The organism is Aminobacter sp. J44 (assembly GCF_007829415.1).
Lineage (GTDB): Bacteria > Pseudomonadota > Alphaproteobacteria > Rhizobiales > Rhizobiaceae > Aerobium.
Map to the genome: position 1 here is coordinate 147,056 of NZ_VLJG01000001.1, position 25,660 is coordinate 172,715.

The 25,660-nt window shown below is 60.0% G+C and carries 25 protein-coding genes, 1 tRNA gene and 2 pseudogenes; 19 read left to right on the forward strand and 9 right to left on the reverse strand.

Annotated features, from left to right (window positions below):
• Window positions 1–38: 38 nt before the first annotated feature.
• The gene (gene rpoZ / locus L610_RS00760; RefSeq protein WP_024848587.1) at window positions 39–425 is read right to left on the reverse strand and encodes a DNA-directed RNA polymerase subunit omega; all 387 of its coding nucleotides are present in this window, start codon (window positions 423–425) and stop codon (window positions 39–41) included.
• Window positions 426–622: 197 nt separating this feature from the next.
• Between rpoZ and L610_RS00765 the strand changes: the two genes are divergently transcribed.
• Window positions 623–1,207: an NYN domain-containing protein gene (locus tag L610_RS00765; protein ID WP_024848588.1), complete on the forward strand. Its 585-nt coding sequence runs from the start codon at window positions 623–625 to the stop codon at window positions 1,205–1,207.
• Window positions 1,204–1,869, forward strand: coding sequence for a uracil-DNA glycosylase (locus tag L610_RS00770; protein ID WP_034330208.1), 666 nt, complete (start codon window positions 1,204–1,206; stop codon window positions 1,867–1,869). Before L610_RS00765 ends, L610_RS00770 begins: the two co-directional genes overlap by 4 nt.
• A gap of 3 nt (window positions 1,870–1,872) precedes the next feature.
• Here L610_RS00770 and smpB read toward each other — a convergent pair whose 3' ends face one another.
• Complete coding sequence (gene smpB, locus L610_RS00775) at window positions 1,873–2,346, reverse strand: SsrA-binding protein SmpB (protein ID WP_024848590.1); 474 nt, start codon at window positions 2,344–2,346, stop codon at window positions 1,873–1,875.
• 25 nt (window positions 2,347–2,371) lie between these two features.
• Window positions 2,372–3,253 (reverse strand): 4-hydroxy-tetrahydrodipicolinate synthase, encoded by an 882-nt coding sequence (gene dapA, locus L610_RS00780; protein WP_024848591.1) that lies wholly within the window; start codon window positions 3,251–3,253, stop codon window positions 2,372–2,374.
• Between the two features lie 212 nt (window positions 3,254–3,465).
• Between dapA and L610_RS00785 the strand changes: the two genes are divergently transcribed.
• A complete protein-coding gene (locus L610_RS00785; protein WP_144701683.1) occupies window positions 3,466–5,568 on the forward strand; it encodes a lytic transglycosylase domain-containing protein in 2,103 nt (700 codons plus the stop codon).
• Window positions 5,569–5,726: 158 nt separating this feature from the next.
• Here the strand turns inward: L610_RS00785 and L610_RS00790 are convergent, their stop codons facing one another.
• Window positions 5,727–6,803: a porin gene (locus L610_RS00790; RefSeq protein ID WP_024848593.1), complete on the reverse strand. Its 1,077-nt coding sequence runs from the start codon at window positions 6,801–6,803 to the stop codon at window positions 5,727–5,729.
• 691 nt (window positions 6,804–7,494) lie between these two features.
• On the opposite strand from L610_RS00790, the gene L610_RS00795 reads away from it, so the two are divergent.
• Both L610_RS00795 and L610_RS00800 read left to right on the forward strand, forming a co-directional pair.
• Window positions 7,495–7,585: transfer RNA gene (locus L610_RS00795), tRNA-Ser, on the forward strand.
• A gap of 213 nt (window positions 7,586–7,798) precedes the next feature.
• Complete coding sequence (locus tag L610_RS00800) at window positions 7,799–9,586, forward strand: hypothetical protein (RefSeq protein ID WP_144701686.1); 1,788 nt, start codon at window positions 7,799–7,801, stop codon at window positions 9,584–9,586.
• Between the two features lie 322 nt (window positions 9,587–9,908).
• Here the strand turns inward: L610_RS00800 and L610_RS00805 are convergent, their stop codons facing one another.
• Window positions 9,909–10,298, reverse strand: a complete 390-nt coding sequence (locus L610_RS00805) for a MerR family transcriptional regulator (RefSeq protein ID WP_024849616.1) — start codon at window positions 10,296–10,298, stop codon at window positions 9,909–9,911.
• Window positions 10,299–10,629: 331 nt separating this feature from the next.
• Between L610_RS00805 and L610_RS00810 the strand changes: the two genes are divergently transcribed.
• The 6 genes from L610_RS00810 to L610_RS00835 all read left to right on the forward strand — a co-directional run bounded on the left by L610_RS00810 (window position 10,630) and on the right by L610_RS00835 (window position 16,572).
• Window positions 10,630–11,580, forward strand: a complete 951-nt coding sequence (locus L610_RS00810; protein ID WP_024849615.1) for a tripartite tricarboxylate transporter substrate binding protein — start codon at window positions 10,630–10,632, stop codon at window positions 11,578–11,580.
• A 63-nt stretch (window positions 11,581–11,643) separates the two neighbouring features.
• A complete protein-coding gene (locus L610_RS00815) occupies window positions 11,644–12,360 on the forward strand; it encodes a hypothetical protein (RefSeq protein ID WP_024849614.1) in 717 nt (238 codons plus the stop codon).
• Between the two features lie 83 nt (window positions 12,361–12,443).
• Window positions 12,444–13,415 carry a tripartite tricarboxylate transporter substrate binding protein gene (locus tag L610_RS00820; protein ID WP_024849613.1) on the forward strand — a complete coding sequence of 324 codons (972 nt, stop codon included), beginning with the start codon at window positions 12,444–12,446 and terminating at the stop codon, window positions 13,413–13,415.
• A gap of 34 nt (window positions 13,416–13,449) precedes the next feature.
• Window positions 13,450–13,917: a tripartite tricarboxylate transporter TctB family protein gene (locus tag L610_RS00825; RefSeq protein ID WP_024849612.1), complete on the forward strand. Its 468-nt coding sequence runs from the start codon at window positions 13,450–13,452 to the stop codon at window positions 13,915–13,917.
• A complete protein-coding gene (locus L610_RS00830; RefSeq protein ID WP_024849611.1) occupies window positions 13,917–15,422 on the forward strand; it encodes a tripartite tricarboxylate transporter permease in 1,506 nt (501 codons plus the stop codon). The genes L610_RS00825 and L610_RS00830 overlap by 1 nt, the downstream gene beginning before the upstream one ends.
• A 22-nt stretch (window positions 15,423–15,444) precedes the next feature.
• Window positions 15,445–16,572 carry a mandelate racemase/muconate lactonizing enzyme family protein gene (locus L610_RS00835; protein ID WP_024849610.1) on the forward strand — a complete coding sequence of 376 codons (1,128 nt, stop codon included), beginning with the start codon at window positions 15,445–15,447 and terminating at the stop codon, window positions 16,570–16,572.
• A gap of 446 nt (window positions 16,573–17,018) precedes the next feature.
• Here the strand turns inward: L610_RS00835 and L610_RS00840 are convergent, their stop codons facing one another.
• Both L610_RS00840 and L610_RS20085 read right to left on the reverse strand, forming a co-directional pair.
• Window positions 17,019–17,318, reverse strand: a complete 300-nt coding sequence (locus L610_RS00840; RefSeq protein WP_144701689.1) for a hypothetical protein — start codon at window positions 17,316–17,318, stop codon at window positions 17,019–17,021.
• Window positions 17,319–17,539: 221 nt separating this feature from the next.
• Complete coding sequence (locus tag L610_RS20085) at window positions 17,540–18,355, reverse strand: helix-turn-helix transcriptional regulator (RefSeq protein WP_024849609.1); 816 nt, start codon at window positions 18,353–18,355, stop codon at window positions 17,540–17,542.
• A gap of 92 nt (window positions 18,356–18,447) precedes the next feature.
• Between L610_RS20085 and L610_RS00850 the strand changes: the two genes are divergently transcribed.
• From L610_RS00850 to L610_RS00880, 7 genes are all read left to right on the forward strand, one after another.
• Window positions 18,448–19,131 (forward strand): outer membrane protein, encoded by a 684-nt coding sequence (locus tag L610_RS00850; protein WP_084466207.1) that lies wholly within the window; start codon window positions 18,448–18,450, stop codon window positions 19,129–19,131.
• 146 nt (window positions 19,132–19,277) lie between these two features.
• Complete coding sequence (locus L610_RS00855; RefSeq protein WP_245263794.1) at window positions 19,278–20,225, forward strand: hypothetical protein; 948 nt, start codon at window positions 19,278–19,280, stop codon at window positions 20,223–20,225.
• A gap of 14 nt (window positions 20,226–20,239) precedes the next feature.
• The gene (locus tag L610_RS00860; protein ID WP_144701692.1) at window positions 20,240–20,707 is read left to right on the forward strand and encodes a hypothetical protein; all 468 of its coding nucleotides are present in this window, start codon (window positions 20,240–20,242) and stop codon (window positions 20,705–20,707) included.
• The gene (locus L610_RS00865) at window positions 20,683–21,237 is read left to right on the forward strand and encodes a hypothetical protein (protein ID WP_210245983.1); all 555 of its coding nucleotides are present in this window, start codon (window positions 20,683–20,685) and stop codon (window positions 21,235–21,237) included. The genes L610_RS00860 and L610_RS00865 overlap by 25 nt, the downstream gene beginning before the upstream one ends.
• An 82-nt stretch (window positions 21,238–21,319) precedes the next feature.
• Window positions 21,320–22,318 carry an OmpA family protein gene (locus L610_RS00870; protein WP_024849604.1) on the forward strand — a complete coding sequence of 333 codons (999 nt, stop codon included), beginning with the start codon at window positions 21,320–21,322 and terminating at the stop codon, window positions 22,316–22,318.
• Window positions 22,319–22,373: 55 nt separating this feature from the next.
• Window positions 22,374–23,342 (forward strand): DUF4424 family protein, encoded by a 969-nt coding sequence (locus L610_RS00875; protein WP_024849603.1) that lies wholly within the window; start codon window positions 22,374–22,376, stop codon window positions 23,340–23,342.
• Between the two features lie 97 nt (window positions 23,343–23,439).
• Window positions 23,440–24,225 (forward strand): hypothetical protein, encoded by a 786-nt coding sequence (locus tag L610_RS00880; RefSeq protein WP_144701698.1) that lies wholly within the window; start codon window positions 23,440–23,442, stop codon window positions 24,223–24,225.
• Window positions 24,226–24,235: 10 nt separating this feature from the next.
• Here the strand turns inward: L610_RS00880 and L610_RS00885 are convergent.
• Window positions 24,236–24,592 (reverse strand): annotated as a pseudogene (locus L610_RS00885) (helix-turn-helix domain-containing protein); the annotation flags it as partial.
• Window positions 24,577–24,825: a hypothetical protein gene (locus tag L610_RS00890; protein ID WP_024849600.1), complete on the reverse strand. Its 249-nt coding sequence runs from the start codon at window positions 24,823–24,825 to the stop codon at window positions 24,577–24,579. The pseudogene L610_RS00885 and the gene L610_RS00890, both read right to left, overlap by 16 nt.
• Before the next feature lie 267 nt (window positions 24,826–25,092).
• Here L610_RS00890 and L610_RS00895 point away from each other — a divergent pair.
• Window positions 25,093–25,660 (forward strand): annotated as a pseudogene (locus tag L610_RS00895) (transposase); the annotation flags it as partial.

Genomic DNA, 25,660 nt, shown 5'->3' on the forward strand with positions numbered 1-25,660 from the left:
ATGCGCCGCCGATAAAGTGGCGAACGCTATGCCAGCGATCAGAAGTCGTCGTTCTTTTCCGGAGCGACGAGGCCTTCGATACCGGCAAGGAGATCTTCCTCGCTCATGCGGTCGAAGACGATGTTCTCTTCCGGAGCGTCGTCAGATTCAGCAGCAACCGGCAGAGCATCCGGAACGTCATTCTCCGGCTCGTCGACCTCGACGTGCTTCTGCAGCGAGTGAATCAGGTCCTCGCGCAGATCCTCGGGCGACAGCGTCTCGTCGGCGATTTCGCGAAGCGCGACGACGGGGTTTTTGTCGTTGTCCCGATCGACAGTGATCGGAGCGCCCTGGCTGATCAGGCGGGCGCGGTGTCCTGCGAGCAGGACGAGCTCGAAGCGATTGTCGACCTTGTCGATGCAATCCTCAACAGTTACGCGGGCCATGCATTGCCCCTTTCTTCGATGGAATGTCGGAGAGTCTGGCGGTCCTTATCGTGAAAAGGCGCGAAAGACAAGCAGGTTGCCCAACGCGCCAGCCTGCACGCACGGGATCGTGTCGCTCACGAAAGCCCACCTCCCCTTGGAAAGTGAATCATATCGCGTTATCTCATTTATATTGGTGACAAACGGATACTTTCAATATGTTCGATCCACGGGAGAAGATTGGACTTTTCATTGATGGCGCCAATCTCTACGCCACATCCCGATCTCTCGGCTTTGATATAGATTATCGCAGATTGCTGACAGCGTTTAAGAGCCGCGGCTACCTCCTGCGCGCCTACTATTATACTGCCCTCGTCGAGGACCAGGAGTACTCGTCGATCCGCCCGCTCATCGACTGGCTGGACTACAACGGCTACAAGGTCGTGACGAAGCCGGCCAAGGAATTCACAGATGCGAGCGGCCGGCGCAAGATCAAGGGCAACATGGACATCGAGCTGGCGGTAGATACGCTTAGCCTTGTCGATGTCATCGACCACTATGTCATCTTCTCGGGCGACGGAGACTTCCGCACGCTGGTCGACGCGCTGCAGCGCAAGGGCCGCAAGGTCTCGATCGTTTCGACGCTTGCCTCCCAGCCGCCGATGATTTCCGACGAACTTCGCCGTCAGGCTGACAACTTCATTGACCTGCTCTCGCTCAAGAACGAAATAGGGCGTGAGCCCGGCGAGCGCCCTGCCCGCCGGCAGGAACCTGAACCCGACTACGACGAAGACGATCTGTGATTCCCGAGAAGCTGTCGGAGCCGCCGCGCGATTGCCCGCTGTGCCCGCGCCTGCACCAATTCATTGCCGAATGGCGAACGCGCGAGCCCGACTGGTTCAACGCGCCCGTGCCGACCTTCTTCTCGCGCGATGGCGATGACAGCGTCCGGCTGCTGATTGTCGGCCTCGCGCCTGGCCTGCGGGGAGCAAACCGCACCGGCCGCCCCTTCACCGGCGACTATGCCGGCGAGCTTCTCTATGCGACGCTGAAGAGCTTCGGCTTCTCTACCGGAGAGTTCCAGGCGCGTCCGGATGACGGCGTCGAGCTGATCGACACAGCGCTGACCAACGCGGTGCGCTGCGTGCCGCCGGAGAACAAGCCGGTCGGCGCGGAGATCAACACCTGCCGCAGCTTCCTGAAGCTGACGATCCAGCGGTTTCGCAACCTGCAAGCCATCGTGACGCTCGGCACCATCGCGCATCAGTCGACCATCCGCGCGCTCGGCGCACGAGTCGGCGATCATCCGTTCAGCCATGGCGGGCGCGCGGATGTCGGCAACATCGCCGTGTTCTCGAGCTATCACTGCTCGCGCTACAACACGAATACCGGCCGGCTGACGGAAGAAATGTTCGTCGACGTGTTCAGGAACGTCGCGGAGTACCTGGCGGCGAAACGCGGCTGAAGATCAGCCGCGCTCCTTGAGCAGCCTGCCCTTTTCGCGATCCCAGTCGCGCCGCTTCTCGGTCTCGCGCTTGTCGTGCAGCTTCTTGCCGCGGGCGATCGCCAGCAGCAGCTTCGCGCGGCCGCGCTCGTTGAAGTAGATCTTCAACGGCACCATCGTCATGCCTTCGCGATCCACGGCCTGCGTCAGCTTGGCAATCTCCCGCTTGTTCAGCAGGAGTTTGCGGCGCCGGCGCGGCTCATGGTTGAAGCGGTTGCCCTGCAGGTATTCAGGCAGGTACGAGTTGATCAGCCAGATCTCGCCGCCTTCGTTGGAGGCGTAGCTTTCCTGGATGTTCGCATGCCCCTCACGCAGAGACTTGACCTCGGTTCCGGTCAGGACAAGCCCAGCCTCGTAGGTGTCGATAATCTCGTAGGAAAATCGCGCCTTGCGATTCTCGGCAACCGTCTTGCCGGTGGGCTTTTTCTCCTTGCTCATGATCTCCGCGCGTGCCTGCCGTGCCTCAATTCAAAAGACCGGCGTGAATCATCGCCGCGTCGATCCGCTCCGCCGTCGAGGTCTCGACGGTCATCAAAGGCGAGCGGACGACGTTCTCCACCTTGCCGAGACGCGACAGCGCATACTTCGCACCCGAGACACCCGGCTCGATGAAGATAGCCTTATGTAGGGGCATCAGACGATCATGCAACTCGAGCGCCTTCTCCTTGTCGCCAGCCAGCGAAGCAGCCTGGAACTCGGCGCAAAGACGCGGCGCGACATTGGACGTGACCGAGATCGCGCCAACACCGCCATGGGCATTGAAGCCGAGCGCAGTCGCATCCTCGCCGGAGAGCTGGATGAAGTCCTTGCCGCAGGTGATGCGCTGTTCGGACACGCGCTCGATCTTGCCGGTCGCATCCTTGACGCCGACGATGTTCTTGAAGTCGTTGGCGAGGCGTCCCATCGTCTCCGGCGTCATGTCGATCACCGAGCGCGGCGGGATGTTGTAGATAATGATGGGCAGCTTCGTCGAACGCGCGATCGCCGCGAAGTGCGCGTAGAGGCCGCGCTGGGTCGGCTTGTTGTAGTAAGGAGTGACGACGAGAACGGCATCCGCGCCTACCTTCTCGGCGTGGCGGACCAGCTCGATGGCCTCGACCGTGTTGTTCGAGCCGGCACCGGCGATGACCGGGACGCGACCGCGGGCAGCCTTCACTGCAAGCTCCACGACCTCGCGATGCTCCTCGTGGCTGAGCGTCGGCGATTCACCCGTGGTGCCAACAGGCACGAGGCCCGAGGTTCCCTCATCGATCTGCCACTCGCACAGCGCGCGGAATGCATCTTTGTCCAGAGCGCCTTCGCGCGTGAACGGCGTGACGAGCGCGGTCAGGGACCCTCTGAACATGATGTGCTCCGAAACTTTCTTGGACGTTGAGCGTGACGATCTTGAGCTGGCTTCATAGTATCGCCCCAAGCGGTCCGCAAGATGGCGCGCGATTGGGTCGATACAATCAGCCGTTCTGCGCTAACCATTCGTTTACGACATCTTCACCGCTTCCGTGCGAGGCTCCTCATGCCCAAACCATTCTCGTACCTTGTCTGGATCAGGGACCTCTCATGAAAGACACGACACGCGCCCGCGCGGCACTCGTGGGACTTGCCTTCCTTACCAGCACCAGTTCCGCCCTGGCTTTCACGAGCCTTCCCGATTCCGGTCCCCTGCCCTTCGACCGGCCCTATAAAGCTGCCGGTCAGCGGCTGATCGACAGCGCCACCACCGGCTCGATCGCCGCGGGTGCTGCGGCGGGGATGATGGCAACTAACATCACCACGCAGGGCAACATCGAGCGCCTGAAGGCGGGTCTCGATGCCCTGTCATCCGGCAACATTGCCAAAGCCCGTGTCGCACGCGACAACCTGCCGTCCAACTCGCTCGACCGCCACATCCTGATGTGGGCGATCGCCACCTCCGGCAGCCCGGACGTTAGCAGTGGCGAGATCGCCGAGGCGGCAAGGTTGCTTGCCGGCTGGCCTGGCATGGCGACGCTGCGCGCCAACTCGGAGCGCGCGCTGTATCGTGAAAATGCTGCACCGCGCACTGTGCTCGAAGCGTTCGGCAACACGCAGCCGCAAACCTATCAGGGAGCAATCGCGCTTGCCCGCGCGCACCTCGCCGTCGGCAACACGGACAAGGCCCGCGCTGTGCTCGGCCGCATGTGGCGCACCGAAAAGCTCGAGGCCAAGGACGAGCAGGCGATCATTCGCGAGTTCGGCCGGGTCATCTCGCCCGCCGACCACCGCTTCCGCGCGGAGCGGATGCTCTATTCCGACCGTGTATCCTCGGCCGAGCGCGTCGCCGCACTTGCCGGCGCGAAGGAACTCGTCGCGGCCTTCGCCGCCGTCACCCGCAACGACAAGAACGCGGCAAAGCTCCTTCAGGCCGTTCCAAAGTCGCAGCGTGGTGCAGCCTACATCTTCGCGCAAGCACGGCACCTTCGCCGCAACGAGCGCTTCAAGGAAGCGGCAAAGGTCATGCTGAGCGCCCCGCGCGAGCCTGCAGCGCTGGTCGATCCGGACGCATGGTGGATCGAGCGTCGCGTGCTTTCCCGCGAACTGCTCGACCATGGCGACCCCGCAACCGCCTACAAGATTGCCGCGGCGCATTCGGCCGAGAGCCCGGCGCAGGCGGTCGACGCCGAGTTCCATGCCGGGTGGTACGCCTTCCGCGGTCTGGGCGACGCGCGCACCGGCGCCAAGCATTTCGCGCGAATCGCGGAGATCGCCGACGGGCCGATCTCGCTGTCACGTGCCTATTACTGGCTGGGGGGGCCCCCCGAAGCCGGCGGCCCCGGGAACGCGCGACAGTATTTCGAGCGCGCGGCCCAGTACGGTACGGCTTTCTACGGGCAGCTCGCGGCCGCAAAGCTTAGCCGCAGCGCGATCCCGGCCGCCTACCCTGCCGCGTCTGACGGCGACCGCGCCAATTTCGAGCGCCGGCAAGCCGTGCAGGCAATCAGGCGTCTCGAACAGGCTGGTCATGCCCGTCGGGCCGACAGCCTCTACAAGGCGCTGGCACAGGAGCTGAGCAGCCCCGGAGAACTTGCGCTGCTCGCGGTGATGGCAGAACGCCAGGGCAACCACTATCTCGCCCTCCGGGTCGGCAAGTGGGCCGCCTCACGCGGCCTGCCCGTCGGTGCGCTTGCCCATCCGGTCGGCGCGATTCCGTCCAATGCCAACATTTCGGGTGCCGGCAAGGCCCTCGCCTACGCCATCGCGCGCCAGGAAAGCGAGTTCAACATCTCGGCAAAGTCGGGCGCGGGGGCGCTCGGCCTGCTGCAGCTGATGCCGGGCACCGCTAAGGCAATGGCCAAGAAGGCCGGCATGTCATTTGCGCCCGAGAAGCTGACGCGGGATCCCGCCTACAACGCAACACTCGGCTCGCACTATCTCAATGACCAGCTCGAGCGCTTCAATGGCTCCTATGTGCTGACATTCGCGGGCTACAATGCCGGCCCGCGCCGCGCCAAGGAATGGATCCAGCGCTATGGCGACCCGCGCGGGAAATCGGTCGAGGAAGTGGTGGACTGGATCGAGCGCATCCCGTTCAGCGAGACCCGCTCCTACGTCCAGCGCGTGATGGAGAATTATCAGGTCTACAAGATGCGGCTGACGGGCCAGATGGACATCGCCCGCGACCTCGTGCACGGGCGGCGGTCGTAACGCCGCTGTCACCACATCTTTCAACCCACGCGAAGCGCCCTTTCCCGGGCGCTTTTTCTTTGGGCGGCACCCAAACGCTGTCGCGTCTGCGCCCGGCCCTCAAAAGAAAAACCCGGCGGTTGCCCGCCGGGTTTCCCTAAACCAGTTCTGAGAACCGATTAGAACGAACGCTGGAAGCGCAGACGGCCTTCCCAAGCCTCGACGTCACCACCGCCGAGCAGGTCAGCCTTGGTGTAGCGGACTTCCGGGATGATGTTCAGGCCGGTGACCGGAGCCCAGTCGAGGCCGCCGGTGATCTGCCAAGCGTCGTCGAAGCCGCCAACGCCATCGAACCACTGAACCTGCAGCTTGGCACCGAGGGTGTCGACCAGCTTCGCACGAGCGTAACCGGCAACCGACCACTCGCTGGTCAGGTTCGAGCCGAAGACGCCGTCGACGTAACGAGCGCCGTAGGCGCTGGAAGCGTCGCTGCCGTACTGGACCTGGAGGCCAACGGTGACCGGGTTGAAGGTCAGCTCGCCAGCAACCTTTGCGCCCCACTCGTCAACTTCGTTGTCGTAGCCAGCTGCGCCGACCAGAAGGCCCCAGCCCTGGCTGTAGCGAACGACGGCTTCAACGTTCGGCTCGAACTCGGTGTTGCCGGTGTTCTCGACAGCGCCGAGGGTGAGCGACAGGCCGTTGCCCGGAGCGAAGGTGTAGTAGACGACGCCCGTGTTGGTGTCGTTGTTGTCAGCGTTGTCGCCGCGGGTCTCGAAGATGCCGCCGACGTTCGGGCCGCCCAGGTGAGCAGCGTGGAACGGGGTGTCGGTCTTACCAACGAGGAAGAGGTGCGGGCCGTTCTCGAGCGAGATGTAGGCATGCTCAAGCGCGGTCGAGTTGCCGTCGCCGGAGATGTTGCCGCTACCCCAGTTGAAGAAGACCTGGCCGAACGAACGCAGCGTGCCCCACTCGGTCGACGAACGGGCGTCGAAGGTCGGGGAGAAGCGAGCGAACTTCGAGAAGCGGTAGTCCGGGTCGCCGTCGCGATCGCGGTAGCGCATCTCGTAACGGACGTAGCCGCCGATCTTCAGGCAGGTCTCGGTGCCCGGGATGTAGAAGAAGCCCGTGCCGTAGGTGTCGCAGATGCGGACATATTCCATCGGCTCCGGCTCAGCGACGACGATTGCGTCAGCAGCCTGAGCCGAGCCAGCGACAACAGCTGCCGCCGAGCCGAGAAGAAGGCTCTTGATGTTCATTTCTGACCTCCAGTCAAAGTTACAAAGCGGGTCTGGGTATCTTTTTTCGCTGAAGGACAGCTGTTTCCTGCCCCATCCCCAATCCGAAGAGAACGATTCCGCCCTCTTCGACGGTGAGAATACGCAGGTCCCGGTGCCGATCAACAAAGTTCGACGGCTGGATACCCGGCTACCATATGGTATGAGGTCGGTCTGTGGCAGAAAGGTCACGATTTTTTGGTGGACCTTAACAGAGGCTTAACAGCGGTGCCTCGCCGACGCGGAGAACGCGCCACTTGCCGCGATGTCGCGCCATTCGATCGAAGCGGAAGATTCGCTCCGCAGTCAACTCCACGTGCCTGTGCGCGCATTCAACGGCCACGAGCCTGCAGGGGGGTCTCATCCCGCTTCCGCGTGACTGCAGTCGAGACGTCTCAAGTCTCTACCGTTGATCCGGGAACCAGATGCGCCTCCCTCTACGAGCACGGACCGGATCCTGCCTCTATATAAGAATGGCTCCGAAGGCAGCTGAGCACCTCCTATGGAGAACGACACCGCGCTCAGATAAGCGGATGCGCGCAACGGCGCTTCCCAATCATTAGCAGCGAAAGCGGCTGCACGACCCAATCGCTTGTGGATGCAGCAAGATTAGCTTCGTGACGGCGAAATAGCTCTTGTATCCCAAGGCATCGCAGGTTAGTGGAGGCGCGACGGAGAGGTGGCCGAGTGGTCGAAGGCGCTCCCCTGCTAAGGGAGTAGACCTCAAAAGGGTCTCGTGGGTTCGAATCCCATCCTCTCCGCCACGGCGGATCCACTCTTCGCCAATTACGCGCAAGACGCTGTTTTCCCGACATGATTTCCAGGCTGGGAACCCAAATGAGGGTGTCTGTGCCATGGATGTATCGTCAGAAGTATCGCTGAATGTATCGCCCGAAGTATCGCTCGGAAGGACGCGTTCGGCGGCCCGGGAAGCATCCTCCAAACGCCCGCGCGGCACAGGGGCCGGGCGGTACCTCGTGCGATCAGGTTCCGTTTACATCTTCCAGATTAGGGTTCCGAAGGACCTTTGCGGCCACGAGCTTCCCCTCGTCCGCGTCAGCCTCGGCGCGCTGACCGCGAGGCAGGCCCGCATCCGGGCGGACATCATGGCGGCTCATGCCCGCCTCTTCTTCGAGGGAGTGAGGACAAGAAAGTTGGCAAACGGGCAAGACGAAGACGGAGCGAGCAGCCGCAGCGAAGCTTACGGACCTGGCGCACCACAATTTACGGGTGAAACGCCGTTGGAAGTGCTGGCCGAGGCGCGTGGTTATCTGAAGGCCATGGCGTCCGTGATTTCCGGAGAGGCTCCGACGTCTCCGCCACATCAGGAGGCGGCGCTCGAGGGTCTGCGAGGTCTGGTAGGCATTGCGCGCGAGGTGGCCAAGGGGCCTGCGGGAAATCCAATAATCATGGAGAATGCCGATCTGCTGAAGGCCCGCTACGTGGCGAAGGTTCAAGGCGCCGATCGAGCTATGGCAACGGCGACGACGACGACAGTCGGCACGAGTGGCGAAGCCCCGAAGGCTGCGCCGCCTGCGCCTGAATCCCGCATCGACGCGCTTGGCCCCGCTGCCCAGCCGCCCGCTCCCTCGCATTCGCCGAAGGCGGCACCGAGGCAACCCGTCCCCGCCTTTGAGCTTGACCGCCGCACGGTTGCTCGACCTGCCTCCTCCAAGCCGCTGTTCAGTACCATCGCGGCCGAGTATTTCGAGGCAAGGGCCGTAAAATCCGGCGAAGACAATCCCGACATCAAGACCGCTCGATACCGATGTGACCTCTTCGTCGAGCTCGTTGGCGACCATCCGGTCGACACATACACGTCTGCGGACTTGCAGGCTTACGTCAAGTTCTTGAAGTACTGGCCCGCCAAGGAAAAGGACCGCCCCAGGGACCTGTCCGCCAGGGAAATCATCGCCATGAATCAGGACCTGTCCCGGAAGCCCCTGGCGAGAAAATCCCTTCGCGAAGGGTATGTAGGAGCAGTCAAGGCAGTGATCCGCTCGCGAATGGCGGCGTACGATTATCCCAACCCATTTGCTGGCGTGACCATTTCTTACCCCGACACCGCCACTCCCAGCCAGGCCAGGGAACCGCTCAGCGCCCTGCAGTTAAGCAATATCTTCGCCGCTGGCGTCGGGCGCGGTTTCCTCGACGAGGCCATGCTGCCCCTTCTCGGCCATTTGACCGGAAGAAGGCTTGGCCTGCTGGTACACCTCACCGGAGCCGATATTCGGGAAAAGTACGAAGGTGTCTGGGTCGCGCAGACCAACGGCATCATAAAGGTGAACAAAACCTGGCAACGGGTGCCGATCAAAACGCAGGCCAGCACGACCTTCTTCGTCCTGCATGACTTCCTCCGGGAGATCGGCTTTGTGGAATGGGCGACCTCGCAAGGTGATGGCTTCCTGTTCCCGGAACTGATGCGACTCGCCGATCCCTCCAAGAGCGCGAGTTCCTACATGGCGCGCCTGTTCAAACGGGCTGGCATCACGGGCAAGCACAAGGAGGTGTTTCATTCGCTTCGGGGCGGTTACATCGAAATGATGCGCGACAGCAAGGTGGACGCGCGCGACCGCAAGCTCCAGGCAGGACACACCCTCAGCGACGAGCACGACCTCTATGGCTTCCGGGCGATCAGCGAGAGCCGAGCGCGTGAGATGGCGCATGTCCGGCTGATGGAGGGCGTCGACTACTCTATGTTCAAGGGGCTCGATTTCGACAAGCTGGCCAGCGCCAAGCGGACGTCCGGACGCAAGAAGAAGTGACAGCTGCGCCGCTCGTGGGCTCCGTCTTGTTTCACCGCAGCACAGTCAGATGGCAAAGATCGATGCCCTTTCCTCTTTCTCTTCCGGGATCCCCCTGGGCAACAAGTGAGGCTTGCCGATCGCTGAGATTGCCTCACATCCGGGCCACGGTTTCATGAGGAAGTCGTTCGATTCGGTCGGAATGAGGTGGGGATCATGCGAACTTCCGCAAGGCCGGATCGGACCTCGATCTCGTAGCCGGCCGATTTGAGCGGGATCGGAAAAGAACCGCGCGACTTGCTGGCGATGAAATTGCCTAGCGGTCCGGAGATGTGCTCGTGCTTCATTTGCGGTCCTTTCCCTTTCCCTTTGCCTCGACGGCTTCCTTAACGGCAGTGCCGATCGTCTCGATCAGGGCTTCAATGCCCAATTTGTTCAGGGCCAGTCGTTCGACCCTGACGGTCACGCCTTCGACGGGGGCGAGTTCAAGCACCTCTCCCTCGAGAGCTTCCCTGACCTTGTTCCTGATGAATTCAAGCGAATGGGCCTTCTTGAGGTCCGAATACATAGTGAGCGCCGTGACGTGCTCTTCGGTGTAGTAGGCCGCTTTCCCGCGCCCATATGGTTCGGGAACGACGCCTTCGGCGATCAGGAACCTGATGTTCCTTCGCGGCTGTCCCGTCCTCCGTTCGAGGTCGTCGATCTTTAAGCCGACGGTCACTGTATCGTCCAAGTCAGGTTCCTTTTTCGCGACAGTTCAACTGTCACGAAAACCCTCACACGGTTAATTCCCTGAGTCAAGTTTTCGCGACAGTTGAACTGTCACGAAGGCAATAAAATTTCAGAGTAGCTCAGGCTGCTCCAGATAGCTCGCCGCCCCAATCGTTTGCCGGAACGTCGTTGGACAGAAAGGAATCCGCCAGCAGCGAGGTGACGCGGGTGCGATCCACTCCCAAATACGGCCGCGACAGGTAAACATGTTAATATTTACGATTGACACCCCGGTACGTCGATCTTAGCCTCATCTTCGAGCCGTTGGAGGACAGCTCGTTTGGGAGGAACATATGCGCCGATTTGCTTTGGCGGTCGCAGCTTTGCTTGTGACTGCACCCATTGTTGCGGCCCAGGATTACCCTGCGCAGCCGATCCGGATGATCGTTGGCTTCAACCCCGGTGGTGGCATGGACACCATCGCCCGCACCGTCAGTGAAAAACTCGCGGCACCACTCGGGCAGCCAGTGGTCGTTGAAAATCGTCCTGGTGCGGGTGGCACAATTGCCATGGCCTTCACCAAAGAAGCTCGGCCGGACGGCTACACGATCGTCCTCAGTGAGACCAGTGCTCTTATTGGCCCCGTAGTGTACGAAAACGTAGGCTATGACCCGATCACGGATTTCACGCCCGTTGCACAGCTAACATCTGCGCCGCTGGCGCTTGTGGCCAATCCCAAGCTCGGGATCGATAGCGTCAACGACCTGATTGAACTGGCAAAGGCTAAGCCGGGAGAACTGTTCTACGCGACGTCCGGCGTAGCGACGGTCCAGCATCTCGCAGGTGAAATGCTCTCGAACATGGCAGGGATCGAGTTGGAGGACGCGCCGTTCCAAGGTGGTGCGCCATCTGTTACGGCAGTTGTTTCAGGCGAAGTACCGCTAGCTATCGTCAGCCTCGGCGCGGCAGTTCAGCAGGCAGAAGGCGGCACGTTGAAAATCCTCGCGATCACTTCAGAAGAACGCTTAGCCCAGTTCCCCGATCTGCCGACGATCAGTGAAACGATCCCGGGATTCTCTGCATCACCAAGCCAATTCATCTTGGCTCCTTCCAATGCTCCAGTGGACGTCATCAAGACGCTTTCCGATGCTGTGGGGAAGGCGATGGAGGAGCAGGCATTACTCGACACACTGACCAAGCAGGGCTTCATTCCTGACTACAAAAGCGGTGAGCAGTTGGCATCCGAGATCCCGAATGCCGTCAAACGGTGGACCGACGCCACCAATGCTCTCGACGCAAAATAAGCACGTCTCCGGCCGGCAGTTGAAGACGCCGGCCTCCCTCCCCATGAGAATTGCAGTGCAGACATGACACACCGTACCATCGGCATGATCGTCCCGCCGGCGAACGGCGAAGTTCCGCCTGAAGCCCCTGCCATCTACCCCGAGGGGATACGATTTCTAACGCGCGGCCTTGCGATCGATTCCGTTTCCATCGGTAGCTTCGACAAGGTGATCGATCGGGTCGTGCAACTCGGAAAGGAGTTGCGCGACGAAGGGGCCGAAGCAGTCTCCCTGATGGGAACGTCGCTGAGCTTTTTCCGCGGCGTCGCCTTCAACGATGAATTAACGAGAGCACTGCACGAGGCTACAGGCCTCCCTGCCACAACAATGAGTAACGGCATTCGCGACGCACTCAGAGCAGTTGGCGCTACGAAGGTCGCAGTGGGGACTGCCTACACGGACGACCTCAATGAAAAGCTCAGGACTTATCTCACCGATAGCGGTTTCAAAGTTTTGTCGCTGGAGAGCCTTCAGCTGTCTGCAGTCCCTGAGATCCACGCAGTTACACTCGACACGATCGTCAGCCTTGGCGAGAAGACATTCGAAAGCTCTGGTCGCAGGGCAGATGCTGTTCTGATTTCATGCGGCGGCCTGCGCGCGACGCACCTGGCGCCCGCACTTGAAGCAAAGGTCGGTGTGCCAGTGATTGCCAGTGCAACGGCAGGTCTTTGGTCGACCGTCAGACTGCTCGGCATCAATACACGTCTCGATGCTTTTGGAGCTCTGGGTCGGGTTGCTTAAGACCTGCGGACGCTGAACTTCAGATGTAGACGTGGGAAGATAGCCCTAACGCAGTTCTACCGGTCGCCCCAAGGAGATTTGCCATGCGTATTTCCCTTATCGCTGCTGCTGCAGCCTTGGTAACTTCCATTCTCGGACCTTCTACAGCAATTGCGGAGGCCGACTATCCGAGCAAGCCGGTTCGCATCGTCATCGGGTTTGCGGCCGGGGGCGGCACAGACACGATCGCGAGAATGCTTGCCGAAGGCCTGTCGAAACAAATCGATCAACCAGTTGTGGTCGAGAACCGCCCGGGTGCAGGCGGTACGTTGGCAGCATCCTACAGTGCGGCGGCTGATCCGGACGGTTACACGCTCTACTTTAGCGGAACGTCGACGCTGATCGGCCCGGTCTTCGTGGAAAATGCTGGCTACGATCCGGTCAAAAGCTTTGCCGGAGTTGCCAACATCAATGAGACGCCGCTGGCATTAGTAGCTGGTCCTTCCTTTCCGGCGGATGACGTCAGAGGCATGATCGAAGAGGCTAAGGCGAAGCCGGGCGAGCTGTTTTACGCAACTCCGGGCGTAGGCACGACCCAGCACCTTCTCATCGAGATGCTGGAGCGAGAGGCAGGCATCGACTTACAGGATGCGCCATACCAGGGCGCTGCGCCGTCGATTGCCGCAGTCATTTCTGGAGAAATCCCGCTCGCGATAATCAGCCTCAGTGCTGCGATTGAACAGGCGAAGGGTGGCAAGATCAAGATACTCGGAATTACTTCACCCGAGCGGGTTTCCGATTATCCGGATATCCCTGCCATTGGAGAAACCGTCGCTGGCTACGGCGCCCTACCTTCCAACTTCCTCGTTTCACCTGCAGGCACACCGCAGACCATCATCGATATTCTCTCCGACGCAACCGCGTCGGTAGTTGAAGACCCAGAATTCGTCGACTTCCTAAAAAAGCAGGGCCTTTTGCCCAAGTATATGCCGGCCGCTGAACTTGACGTTCGTATCGCGTCGGAGACGGCTAAATGGACCGAAGTAGCCCGGTCACTGCCTGCGTCTGGAAAGTAGTTGCGTCGCAGCGACGAAAAATCGGGAGGAGCCGATGAACTCTGAAGATGCACCGCGGGGCGTCAACACGTCGGATCTCGTGTCCGGTGTGGTGATGCTGGCCATCTGCGGTGGATTTGCGGTCACAGCGTATCGGTATGGCATAGGAACACCTGCACGAATGGGCCCCGGGTTCTTCCCATTCCTATTCGGGCTAGTGGGTTGCGGGTTAGCTGTCACCATATTGATCCGCTCGTTCTTGGTCCCGGGCGGTCTATATGACCTGCTCCACTCGAGGTCCTTAATCTTTGTTGTCGGCTCGGTTGTTGCGTTTGGTCTTCTGATCGAGACCGTGGGACTGGGCCCGGCAGTCTTTGCGACCACCGTGATATCGTCCTTCGCCGATAAAGAAGCGACCTTGCGAAGCAGTGTCACACTCGCTGCCATCCTTACCGCCAGCATCTGGGTGATCTTTATATACCTTCTAAGTCTCCCAATGCCGCTACTGGAGCGCGTATTCTGATGGATATTCCATCCAGCCTGGTCGCCGGATTTGTTCAAGCTGCATCATTAACTAACCTTTTCTACTGCTTTGTAGGTGTCACGCTTGGAACCCTTATTGGGGTGCTGCCCGGCATCGGCGCGATGCTAGGCATTGCTCTACTTCTCCCAGTCACTTTCCATCTTCCGCCCGATGCGGCGATCATCATGCTCGCAGGTCTTTATTACGGCGGTGAATATGGAGGTTCGATCACGTCAATTCTGGTGAATCTGCCGGGCAGCGCATCGTCAGCAGTGACATGTCTCGACGGCCATCAAATGGCCAAGCAAGGGCGCGCCGCCGTCGCTCTCTATGTGACCGCAGTCGCATCGTTCATCGCCGGCACAACTGGCATCATTTTGATGACGCTATTCTCGCCGCTCATCGCCAACTTCGCGTTGTCTTTCACCTCAGTCGACTATTTCTCAGTGATGTTACTGGGTCTGCTCGCCTCGGCGTCGGTTGGCCGCGGCTCACCAGTGAAATCGATTGGTGCCCTCATTGTTGGCGTGCTGTTCGGTATCATTGGCACCGACGTTAACACAGGGATGCAACGCTATACCTTCGGGTACCCAGAGCTGATCACCGGGCTCGGCATCACAGTAATCGCGATGGGTCTCTTCGGGGTCCCCGAGGTCATTGCTGGCGCCGAAAGCAAGGCAAACCGCCCCGTCGCCCAACGTGTCCGCATTCGAGATATGCTCCCAACACGCGATGAAGTACGCCGCGCGACCATGCCCGTGGTGCGAGGGACAAGCCTTGGCTCACTCTTGGGGGCCCTCCCCGGCACAGGCGTCACAATCGCCGCGTTTCTCGCCTATTCGATCGAAAAGAAGGTGTCACACACGCCCGAACGGTTCGGACACGGCGCGATAGAAGGCGTTGCGGCACCGGAGTCGGCAAACAATGCTGCAGCACAGACCGCGTTCATCCCTACCCTCACATTGGGCATTCCTGGTAGCGCGACCATGGCGTTGATACTTGGCGCACTTATGATCCATGGCATCCCGCCCGGTCCGCAGTTTATGACCGCGCATGCCGATCTTTTTTGGGCGTTGGTCGCCAGCTTCTGGATCGGAAATCTGTTCCTGCTGGTACTAAACATTCCCCTGGTCGGCCTTTGGGTCCGATTGTTGCAGGTGCCCTACAAGTATCTCTTCCCGACCATCATCTGCCTGATCTGCGTCGGGATCTACAGCGTGAATCTCAGCACATTCGACATCTGGGTCGTGCTGGGTATTGGGCTTCTCGGATACTCGATGCGCATGACGGGCTTCGACTGCGCTCCGCTCTTGATGGGGTTCATCCTAGGACCGCTGATGGAAGAGAATTTGCGCCGCGCACTGATGCTCAACCGAGGTGACTTTTCGGTGTTCATCAAGAGTCCGATCAGCCTCACGTGTCTGCTTCTGACGGCGCTTCTACTGCTGTGGCCGTTAATCTCTGGCCTCCGCCAAAAAATTCGAGCGCGCGCAGCCGCTCAGTGACTTGGATTTCGTAGGACCGTACATGCCAAAAATCACACGCGTGCACGCACAAGCGCTTGCCGTCCCAGCCAACGTTGAAATTGGCACCCGCAAGCACAGCCAGAACATGGGCATCTGCTATGTCGAAGTAGAGACGGATGATGGGAACATCGGCCACGGGATTAGTGCGATCACAGACGTCGGGGTGGTGGCGGCCGCCGTCAATTCATCCTCAAACGTCATCATGGGCATGGACCCGGTCGACAATGAACGGATTTGGGAAGTGCTCTACTGGGCGATGACGCCTCGCGGTCAAGGTGGCTATGCAATGCATGCGATAGCTGCGATTGACGTCGCGATCTGGGATCTCAAAGGCAAGCATCTCAATCTACCCGTATGGCGTCTTCTTGGCGGCGCTCGCGAGCGTGTACCTGTCTATGCCACCTTTGGCTTTGACTTCTACGACCGGGACGAGCTCGCGAACGCTGCGAGTGACTTCGTACAACGCGGATTTCGCGATCTGAAGATGACGGTCGGACATAACGCGCTCGCTCGCCGCAGTCCTTCTCGCCCCGTAATAGAAGTAGTGGAGGAAGACGCTCGACGGGTTCAGGCTGTGCGTGAGGCAGTCGGCCCCAACGTCCGGCTATATCTTGATGCCAACTGCAGCCTCGATCACTTCCACGCCGCGCATCTCGCTCGCCGAGTGAAGGAATACGATATCACCTTCTTCGAAGAACCAATCACCCAAAACGATGCTCGACAAATGGCGGATCTGCGTCGCGAAGTCGGCATTCCGCTTGCGTGCGGCCAGAATGAAGGCACCGCCTTCCGTTTTCGTGAGCTAATCGCGGCCAACGCACTCGATGTGCTACAGCCGAACGTCGTCATCACTGGCGGCTTTACCCAATGCGCGCGCATCGCCTCGCTAGCCCACACCTACAACATGCCAATCGCAAACGGAGGTGCTTGGATCCACTACAACATGCACTTGCAGGCTGGAGCACCAAATGGAACGCTCTGCGAATACCACAATCTTGCGGTCATCGCGTACCGCCAGCTAGCCAATAACCTACCGGAACCTCAAAACGGCTGGCTTACAATGCCCGACGCCCCGGGTCTCGGATTTGACATCAACCAGGAGGCGGTTCGGGCATTTCGCTGCCGTTAGCAGGCTGTCTAGCCTTTTCTTGGGGACACCTCAGTTCGTCACGAACGAAAACCCCGACCGGTGTCGCCAACATTAGAATCACTTCCTCCCTCATTGGCGGCGATGGCTCGTTCCCGCAAGCTGCTGTCTCGTCTCCTGAGACCTAGGCATAAGCGAGGCTACATCAGCCAGTACTTGCTTCTGATGGACAAGGGCTCTTTCAGCGCGCAACGGGACACTAACGCACCGGCATCCCGCCGGACCACTCGGCCCCATTCTGCCGTTTCAACGACCAACGAAATGCCGTTCCGGCACTCCACTGGACCACCGATCCGCCAGCCCAACGAAGTGCCATTCCGGTCTTCCACCGGACCACCGTTCTGCCATTTCAACTGACCAATGAAACGCCGCTCCAGCATTCCGCCGGACCACCGTNCGGTCTTCCACCGGACCACCGTTCTGCCATTTCAACTGACCAATGAAACGCCGCTCCAGCATTCCGCCGGACCACCGTTCCGCCAGACCAACGAAATGACGCTCCGGCACTCCATCGGATCACCGTTCTGCCAGACTAATGAAACGCCGTTCCAGCAGGTCACCGGACCACCGTTCCGCCAGACCAGCGAAACGCCCTCACGGCATTCCATCGGACCGCCGTTCTCCCATTTCAACTGGCCAATGAAACGCTGTTCCGGCATTCCACCGCACAACCATTCTGCCATTTCAACTGACCAATGAAACGCTGTTTCAGCATTCCACCAGATCACCGTTCTGCCGGGCCAACGAAACGACGCGCCGGCATTCCATCGAACCTCCGTTCCGCCAGACCCACGAAACGGCGTTCCGGCATTCCACCGGATCGTCAGCCGTCTCGTCGACGCAATAACAACGCGCGTCACTGGCCTGGCCAGTAATCGGGCGGAAATAGCGGCAGATTAGGCTCAGGTCGCGATTAGGAAGTCCGCCAGCAGCCTTAATAGGCGGACGTTCAAATCTGTATAAGGGCCATGCGTTGCATGTTAGAGACGGAAAGCTTGTAAGTGGCCGCCTGTGACGTGAGCAACAAATGCACAAGCTCGGCCTGCCGGCGTGTTCCTGTCTTGCTGAATATTCGGTTCAGATGAGTATGTGCCGTCGAAACCGAAATCCCGCAGCGCTGCGCGGCAGCCTCGCGCCCGTCGCCCTTGCAGATCTCCAATGCGAGAATGGCCTCGGCTCGCGTGAGGCCGAACCGATGGCGAAGGTTGTCTATCTGATCGTCAATGCTCTCCGCATGTCCATCTCCGACTTGCAGGGAACCGAGCCGCGACTGGATTTCGAAGGCTCGCACCAGATGCGGGCGCAAAGCCGCGAACAGCGCCTCGGCTTTTCCATTGAGCGGACGCCTGATGTCCGGGTGAACCGCGCACCCCGCCCACGCTTGCGCGCCAGACATCAACGTGATGCCCATGCCCCCGGTGCCCAACCCTTGTGGAGCCCACCACTCGTTGAAGAAGGCTGTGCGTTCAAATTCATCCGGCGGCACGATCGTCGCGAAGCGAATGAGTTGACCCGCTCGAACCTTGCCGACGTGCTGCATCAGGGGATTGAGACGCACCCAGTGCTCACGATAGCTCACCAGATAGTCCGGATCCGATCTAGGCGCGACAACGATCCGCTGTCCGGTCCCGGTATCGCTGAAATGGAGAGTGGCTTCGGCGCCTCCCATCAGGTCAGCCATGCGGTTCATTGCATCGGGCCACAGCGGCTTTTCCAGCGAAGCAGCGTAAATGCAATCGATCAGATCAAGCAGCGCTTCGTCCATCGCCCCCTTCTATCGACCGAACGGTTGACGCTTTTGTTTGACAGTCATTGTAACGTTGTCCTTTCAATCCTACCAGAAAGAACGGCGCCTAAATGAGGATTACGACTGTCTTTTTGCTTTCGGCAGCAGCCGTTTACGTCATATGCACCAGTGTCATTGCCAATGCTGCTGAGCCCGGATCTTCCCAACCGGACACATCCGCTGTCGATTGGACCGGAGCTTCGATCGGTATTGTCGGCGGTATTAGCGCTCTCGACGGCACCACGCGCATTCCAGCCTATTCGCGCGACGCTTTCCACGCGGACAGCACGTCCGGAGCCATTGGCGCGAAGGCGGGCTACAACCAGCACTTCGCCAATGACATCGTGCTGGGCATAGAAGCGTCGATGTTCGCCCTGTTCAATGAAGGCCATTCAATTTTCGGCAACGAAGACTGGCACGTCAACGCCGATTGGCAGGGCGCCATGGTTGGCCGCATCGGCTATGCCGCGGGACGTTTCCTGCCCTATTTGAAGGGTGGCGTTTCCTTCCTTCACCTGAAGGACCTTCGCTATGAAAGTTCTATTTTCCCTTCGTCACGACCGTTGGATCGCAGCTATGTCGGCTGGACCGTCGGAGCGGGCGTCGACTACGCGGTCGACAACAACTGGGTTCTCGGCGTCGATTACGCCTATTCCGATTTCGGCAGCCACAATTTCGAGAATGACGAGATCGGACCGACATTTGTCGAGCCGGGTCTTCACCTGATTTCGGCAAGCATTAGCTACAAATTCTGAGGGAGGATAACTGGGCAGTCTGTTGCGATGGCAAGGGCTGCTTCCAACTTGGATCGATGCCGTTGTGCAGCGAGTGGTGGGACAAGGCGTAGACGCCGATTCTGAGGAATATGTGGGACTTTCAGTTTACGAGGGCTTTGGGGCTGATGGCGCGGACTGCGCCCTATGTCGCGCTGCGCTTGGCCGTCTATTTCGGCATCGCGGGTGCCATTGTCATTGTTACAGGCGCCAGCGCCATGATCGGCTACGGCATTGGCAGTCGCGGCGGTGAAGATTTCCGCACAGCCTCCGGCTTCTGGGGTGGGGCGGCGGGTTTCGGACTCTCGGCGGGTCTCATCTATCTTGCCCGCGAATACATTCTCTATCTCGTCAAAGCCGGCCATATCGCTGTTCTGGTCGATCTTATGGACGGCCGCGAAGACTCAGGTAATGCCGGCCAGATCGCCCGCGGCACGAGGATTGTGCGCGAACACTTCGTTGAGGCAAGCGTCCTGTTTGGCATCGATCAGGTGGTCAAGGCAGTCATCAACGCGGTCACCAGCCTTATGGCAGGTACCGCTACGTTCTTGCCGATCCCTAGCCTAGACACGCTCGCGCGGATGTTGCGGCTCTTTCTCAAGATTGCCGTAGGCTTCATCGATGAAGTCATCCTCGCCTATGCGATCCACATTCAGACGCGTAATCCATGGCAAGCGGCAGAGGAAGCCCTGATCCTCTACTGTCAGAACTATAAGGTGATGATCAGGAACGCTGCCTGGGTGGCCATGTTCATCTACGTTTTCGCCTTTGTCGTGTTCCTGCTTGCTCTCGCTCCAGCCTCGGCGTTGATCTATCTGTTTCCCGGCGGATGGAGCGCCGGGGGCTTCGTGTTTGCCCTGCTCTTTGCGTGGGCAGTCAAGGCCGCCGTTCTCGAACCGCTGGCGATTGCGTGCATGATGCAGGTTTTCTTCAGGACCACCGCGGGACAGGAGCCAGATCCTGAATGGCAGGCGAGGCTGGCTCAACTCTCTGGTCGGTTCGGAATGCTCGCCGAGCGGGCTCGCGATTGGTCTCGCCAGCCTGCTGCACCTCAGGAGAGGAAAGCGGCGGTATGATGTTATGTCGCCCAGTGACATGGCTGAAGGCGTCAGCGTTCCTTCCCTTCATGGCGGGACCGGCACTCTCGCTGACCTGCCCGGAACAGACGGCGGAGCTGCTATGCGTGATGCATCAGGAACTGCCGGAAAGCTACGTCATGGCTTTCGGCACCATAACGCTTGTTGGCCAACGCCCGCAGTTCAATTCCGATACGCTCGAATATAAGCCTCCTGGACCCTACAGAGCCACGTTCAGCGGACATCTTGCCCGGCCGAGCGGCTTTGACCTTCCGGCGCGCTTCGCCCTGAACGTGATGGAAAATTGCCTTGGCCCGTGGTGCGGCGCGGTGCCGACAGGCGCTCCTGCCGTTATCTTCCTGAAGAAAGTCGAGAACGGCTATCTGCTTGAGACCTTCCCCTGCAACCGTACGGTTTTGAGAGGGCCAACCGAACGCGATCTGGAGATTTTGACGGGTTGTCTCCGCAAGGGGGCGTGCTGAATGGAAGACGCCAGGATTCGGAGCGGCACCCTGTCGAGACGGGCATCGGCGATGAGCTTTTCACCAGCATGGGAATGCTTTTCCTCGCGTCGGGCGTGTCCCCATGGCTATCGCCGGCGCGAGCGCAGGAGAATCTGATCTGGCATGGACGTGCAGAGGGAGGCAGAGCTTCGCTCTCCTATGGCATTCCCAATTCCGATTACGCACCGCTTTCCTTCAGTTGCACAAATGACGGTAAGGGAGTGACTTTCACCTATGCCCACGAACCGAACCAGCCCTGTGAGGGCATCAAAGTTGAAGTCCTGCTTCAGGCTGCGGAAATTGCAGTGCCAATCACGACCTTCGGGTTTCGGCTCGAACTTGATGAGGAGTTCCTTCTTCAGGGAAGAACCCACCTTGATGACAGGCTGGTCGATCTTTTGACCTCCGGCGAGACACTCACGGTCTTTGTGGAGGACGGGTCAGAGGAATATCCACTGGACGGCGCGCGCGCGGCCGCGATGCATCTCATCGAGAGATGTAAGAGGTAAATTTCTGAGACTGGTGGCGGTCGCCTCTTACCGATTATGAACCATCTTCGCTCCGTCGGAGGCACAAATTGGGAGGATTGCCATGGGGCGTTTGATCATCGCAATATTTTCGCTGTGCTTTGCCGTTTGGTGTGGAGCGCCTTCAGTCTTTGCCCAGGTCGACGACGTTCCCGGATCTTCCGATCATCCGGCGGTCGGCCGCTACGAAGGGGCGAGGATCGGCTTTTACGAGACCAAAGCCTATGAAGAGCTCAGCCTGCCCTTCAAGGCCCTTGATCCCGGCGATCAGAATGACCCTTCCGCATGGCAGACGGAGCTTGCCGGGGAACTCACCTCCATTCGCTACGAGGGGCCGGGCGACCGTTCGATCCTGGAGGTGATGCGCAACTACGAGGCCGCCTTGCAAGCGGAGAGCTTCGAAATCCGCTTCCTCTGCCGCAACGAGCAGGAGTGCTCACCCGCCCGTGCGATCTCAACCTTTTGGGACGCCGCACGCGGCGGGATCGGCATGCCCACCACATGGGACACGACCGTCTACCTGCTTGCCGAGCGCGATGATGGGGAAGGCAAGCTGACGGTCGGCATGCTCGGCGTGGAAACCGCAGCGCGAAGCGGTCAGCCTCTGACCCCGCATGTCGCCATGACCATCGTCAAAAGCCAGCCCATGGAGACGGACCGCATCAGTGTCATCGAGGCGAACGAATTGCAGCAGGCCTTGGCAAAGGATGGCCGCATCGCGATCTATGGCATCTATTTCGACTTCGACAGTACCGAGCTCAGGCCGGAATCGGAGCCTCAGATCACCCAGCTTGCCGGTTTGCTCAACGACAGTCCGCAACTCAGCGTATTGATCGTCGGCCATACGGACGGCCAGGGCGCATTCGACTACAATCTGTCGCTCTCGCAGCGTCGAGCCCAGGCCGTGGTCGATGCTCTGGTGACAAACCATGGCATCGCCTCAGGCCGCATGACGCCGGCCGGCGCCGGCATGGTCGCGCCGGTTGCGACCAATCGCACCGAGGAAGGCCGTGCCAGGAACCGGCGCGTCGAGATCGTGGAGCTGGTGACGCGGTCGGAGTAAGCATCGTCATCGGGAGGAAGATGTCCAACACCTGAATCTGTTGCGGGAGGCTCAGATGAAATGTCGTTCCAGTCTCGCTATCGCCTGCGCAACGATCCTCAGCACGGTGTCCGCGGCGCAGGCAAACGGCGCGGTGTCCGAATTCCCGGCAGGCGGCCTCGTCTTCAAGTCCGAGGAGAGCATTTCGATCGCGCGCGAGGACCTTGAGATCGGATGGAACCGGATCAATGTCCGCTACGTCTTTGTCTCGTCCGCAACCGAGCCGCTCATAAGGACGATCGGCTTTCCCTTGGCAAAGGTTTCGTTGGAAGACGGACCAGACAACATCGAGAACAGGAGCTGGAGCCAGGACGAAGGCGTGGACGATCCGCGCAACTACATGGCTTTCAGGGTCTTCGTGAATGGCACGCCGCTGACGCCGAAGCTTCACGAATACGCATGGTCCGGGGAAACCGATGTTACTCGAAGACTTCTCGACCTCGACATACCGCTCCTTTCGACCGACATGGATTCATACGTCAGGCTGGCGCAACTGCCGGACGCGACACTTGAGGAGCTGAGACGGCACGATCTGGTGTGGAACGAGGTGCCGCCGGGCGCCGGCTGGATCGCCCCGAAATGGGAATATCAATCCGTCTATGAATGGACTCAGACTTTCTCGCCCGGCGAGACCGTGGTCGAAATCTCCTACCGGCCGCTGTTCGGTGCCGACGTCGATTACCACCGTTACTATCCGGATGGCGAAGGCGCTTCGCACTATTGCATGGACGAAGCGACCAAGAGGGAGTTCATGACGAGAGGCGGTCAACCGGAGGCGTTCACAGTCGGCTACATCCTGCAGACGGCGAGATACTGGAACGGCCCGATCGGCGACTTCCGGCTGAAGGTCAGCGACGACCTCGGGGTCCTGTTCGCGTTCTGCGTTCCCGAAGGCCTGGAGCCGGCCGGTGATGACCGGAGTTGGAGAGCCAGGGACTTCGTGCCCGATTCAGACCTGAAAATCGTGTTCTATGTGTATGGCTAGCGCATATCGCCCACATTACGGCACAAACCTTGCCGTTGCACACCTGCGCTTATTTCCAATCCTGCTCGCGCTCCTTATGGGCATGGCCGGCAGTGTAATGGCACAGCCGTCCTTTTCCCCGGAGGCGACCGACGCGCTGCCCGAGGGCAACGGAAGGACATATCTCGACCTCATCCGGCTCGTCATGCCAGGAATCGCCGTCAGCGGCAGCGCCTATTCCGACGCCCACCAGCCAACCGGCATCAGGCATCTCGGAGGCTGGATTGACGGCGATATCGGGTTGGCACGTACTGGTACTCTTGGGCTTCAAGCCGTGCCGTTGCGCTCTAGCGGCAGGCAACGGCTGGTGCTGCTGGTAGACTTCGGAATGACCGAATACAGCGTCGGCTATGCCATCCTGGCGCTTTTTGACATTGAAGGTGACGCCCGGCTGCTCGACGCCGCCGATGTCGCGTTGGATCGGTGGACATCGTTCATGGACCCCGTTCGTCTGCCGGTCGGCGCTGACGACGATCTCCTGGTAATCCAAAGCACGCACCACAACTCTAGCCAGAGCTTCCTGTCCGCATCCCTGATCCTGGTTCGCAATGACCAGTTCGAATTGGTCGATACGATCTCCTTGCTCGGCGACAGAGCGTATGGCTTCGAACGCACCCAGGAGTTGACCATCGAACAAAGCGCAGGCGAGCCCTTCGCGGACATAGCGGTCAGCGTAACTGAAACGACGGAGCTCACGGCCGTGGACCAGGACGACGGGACGCTTCCCGAGCCGGGAAGTCGTGCGATCACCGTAACCTATCGCTGGGATACCGTCGCCCAAAGCTACATGCCGGATTCGAACGCTTTGACAACCCTGGCACGCGAGAACGAAGAGCGCTTCTGAAAAAGCGGCGGCAGTCGCGTCGGCCGCGCGGCTGGAAAATCCGCCGCTTGCGCTCGCGGCTCGACGTCCAGAGACCAGATTCGATCGTTCATTGGCGTAAGGTCTCCTTGCTGATCCCGAGGCCATGCCGATCGACCAGCTTCTCATGGGCAAAGGTTGATCCGAAATCTGGATAATGCGCACGAACCAGATCGAGCACATGATTGCGAAAATCCTGGGTATGGCGACGATTACTCGGCCGGCCGCGCTTTCTGGACGCCAGACCATCAGCGCCGGCGCGATCATAGGCCTGCAGGAGCCGGTGAACCTGGCTGCGGCTGATGTGCAGCGGCTCGGCGGCTTGAACGACGCTTAGGCGTCGGAATCGGCATAGTGCATCTCGCCGGCCATGGTTGCCAGCGACGTCATCCTGGCCCTGAAATCCCGCCTCTGTCTGCTGTCGGGAGCCGCAAGCTCAAAGCTTCGTATGACATCTCCGGTCCAGTAGTCATAGCGCTCCGCCGGCGCGGCATCGTGGGTCGATACCGTCTGGAAGATGTGCCCCTTCGGCCGGCCCTGCGAGAAGGCATGAGAAGATTGATGTTGCTTGGCCGCGCTCATGCGCAGCACTATGGGAATCAGGATTTCCGAGCCAATGCTCGCCGATCGCGCAGACGCGCGCCTCCGCCTGCTCAACATCGGTGTAGCGACAGCGAAGCCGATGCCGGGCTATATGCAAGTTGGGGCCGGCCTACTGCTGTTGCCATTCGAAGTTCTGGTGCAACAGCTGAAGGACGGCCTTTTCAACTTTTGCACCCAGAAGCGTGATCCACCCCCATTGAACGGGTCCACCTTGAAGTATGGTTTTGACCATGAAGGAGGACCACGATGGCAACCAAGCGACACAAGCCCGATGAGATCGTCACGAAGCTTCGGCAGGTTGAGGTTTTGCGCGGCCAGGGCATGGCGATGGCGGATGCTGTTCGCCAGATCGGCGTTTCCGAGCTGACGTATTACAGGTGGCGCAAGCAGTATGGCGGCATGAGCCGTGACCARCTYCGGCAGTTGAAGGAGCTCCAGAAGGAGAACGAACGGCTTCGCAAGGYGGTKGCCGATCTGACMCTGGACAAGCTGATCCTGACGGAGGCTGCKCGGGGAAACTTCTGAGCCCCTCGCGYCGYCGTGCCTGCATMGACCATGTTCGCTCGGTTYTGCCGAARCGCGTKTCGGAGCGCCGGATATGCCGCGTGCTGGGGCAGCATCGCTCCACGCAGCGCCGCATTCCYCGCGGYCGGGACGACGAGCAGCAACTKACCGARGACATYGTYGCAYTGGCCCGCCRGTATGGCCGCTATGGCTATCGCAAGATCGCCGAGCTTCTGCGCAGCCAGATGGGCTGGGTGGTCAACGACAAGCGGGTCGAGCGCATCTGGCGACAAGAGGGGCTGAAGGTTCC

Excerpts from the sequence above, each read along its gene's own strand:
- rpoZ (WP_024848587.1), bottom strand. The coding sequence starts at position 425 with ATGGCCCGCGTAACTGTTGAGGATTGCATCGACAAGGTCGACAATCGC.
- L610_RS00765 (WP_024848588.1), top strand. The coding sequence starts at position 623 with ATGTTCGATCCACGGGAGAAGATTGGACTTTTCATTGATGGCGCCAAT.
- smpB (WP_024848590.1), bottom strand. The coding sequence starts at position 2,346 with ATGAGCAAGGAGAAAAAGCCCACCGGCAAGACGGTTGCCGAGAATCGC.
- dapA (WP_024848591.1), bottom strand. The coding sequence starts at position 3,253 with ATGTTCAGAGGGTCCCTGACCGCGCTCGTCACGCCGTTCACGCGCGAA.
- L610_RS00785 (WP_144701683.1), top strand. The coding sequence starts at position 3,466 with ATGAAAGACACGACACGCGCCCGCGCGGCACTCGTGGGACTTGCCTTC.
- L610_RS00790 (WP_024848593.1), bottom strand. The coding sequence starts at position 6,803 with ATGAACATCAAGAGCCTTCTTCTCGGCTCGGCGGCAGCTGTTGTCGCT.
- L610_RS00810 (WP_024849615.1), top strand. The coding sequence starts at position 10,630 with ATGCGCCGATTTGCTTTGGCGGTCGCAGCTTTGCTTGTGACTGCACCC.
- L610_RS00815 (WP_024849614.1), top strand. The coding sequence starts at position 11,644 with ATGACACACCGTACCATCGGCATGATCGTCCCGCCGGCGAACGGCGAA.
- L610_RS00820 (WP_024849613.1), top strand. The coding sequence starts at position 12,444 with ATGCGTATTTCCCTTATCGCTGCTGCTGCAGCCTTGGTAACTTCCATT.
- L610_RS00825 (WP_024849612.1), top strand. The coding sequence starts at position 13,450 with ATGAACTCTGAAGATGCACCGCGGGGCGTCAACACGTCGGATCTCGTG.
- L610_RS00830 (WP_024849611.1), top strand. The coding sequence starts at position 13,917 with ATGGATATTCCATCCAGCCTGGTCGCCGGATTTGTTCAAGCTGCATCA.
- L610_RS00835 (WP_024849610.1), top strand. The coding sequence starts at position 15,445 with ATGCCAAAAATCACACGCGTGCACGCACAAGCGCTTGCCGTCCCAGCC.
- L610_RS20085 (WP_024849609.1), bottom strand. The coding sequence starts at position 18,355 with ATGGACGAAGCGCTGCTTGATCTGATCGATTGCATTTACGCTGCTTCG.
- L610_RS00850 (WP_084466207.1), top strand. The coding sequence starts at position 18,448 with ATGAGGATTACGACTGTCTTTTTGCTTTCGGCAGCAGCCGTTTACGTC.
- L610_RS00855 (WP_245263794.1), top strand. The coding sequence starts at position 19,278 with ATGGCGCGGACTGCGCCCTATGTCGCGCTGCGCTTGGCCGTCTATTTC.
- L610_RS00870 (WP_024849604.1), top strand. The coding sequence starts at position 21,320 with ATGGGGCGTTTGATCATCGCAATATTTTCGCTGTGCTTTGCCGTTTGG.
- L610_RS00875 (WP_024849603.1), top strand. The coding sequence starts at position 22,374 with ATGAAATGTCGTTCCAGTCTCGCTATCGCCTGCGCAACGATCCTCAGC.
- L610_RS00880 (WP_144701698.1), top strand. The coding sequence starts at position 23,440 with ATGGCACAGCCGTCCTTTTCCCCGGAGGCGACCGACGCGCTGCCCGAG.
- L610_RS00890 (WP_024849600.1), bottom strand. The coding sequence starts at position 24,825 with ATGAGCGCGGCCAAGCAACATCAATCTTCTCATGCCTTCTCGCAGGGC.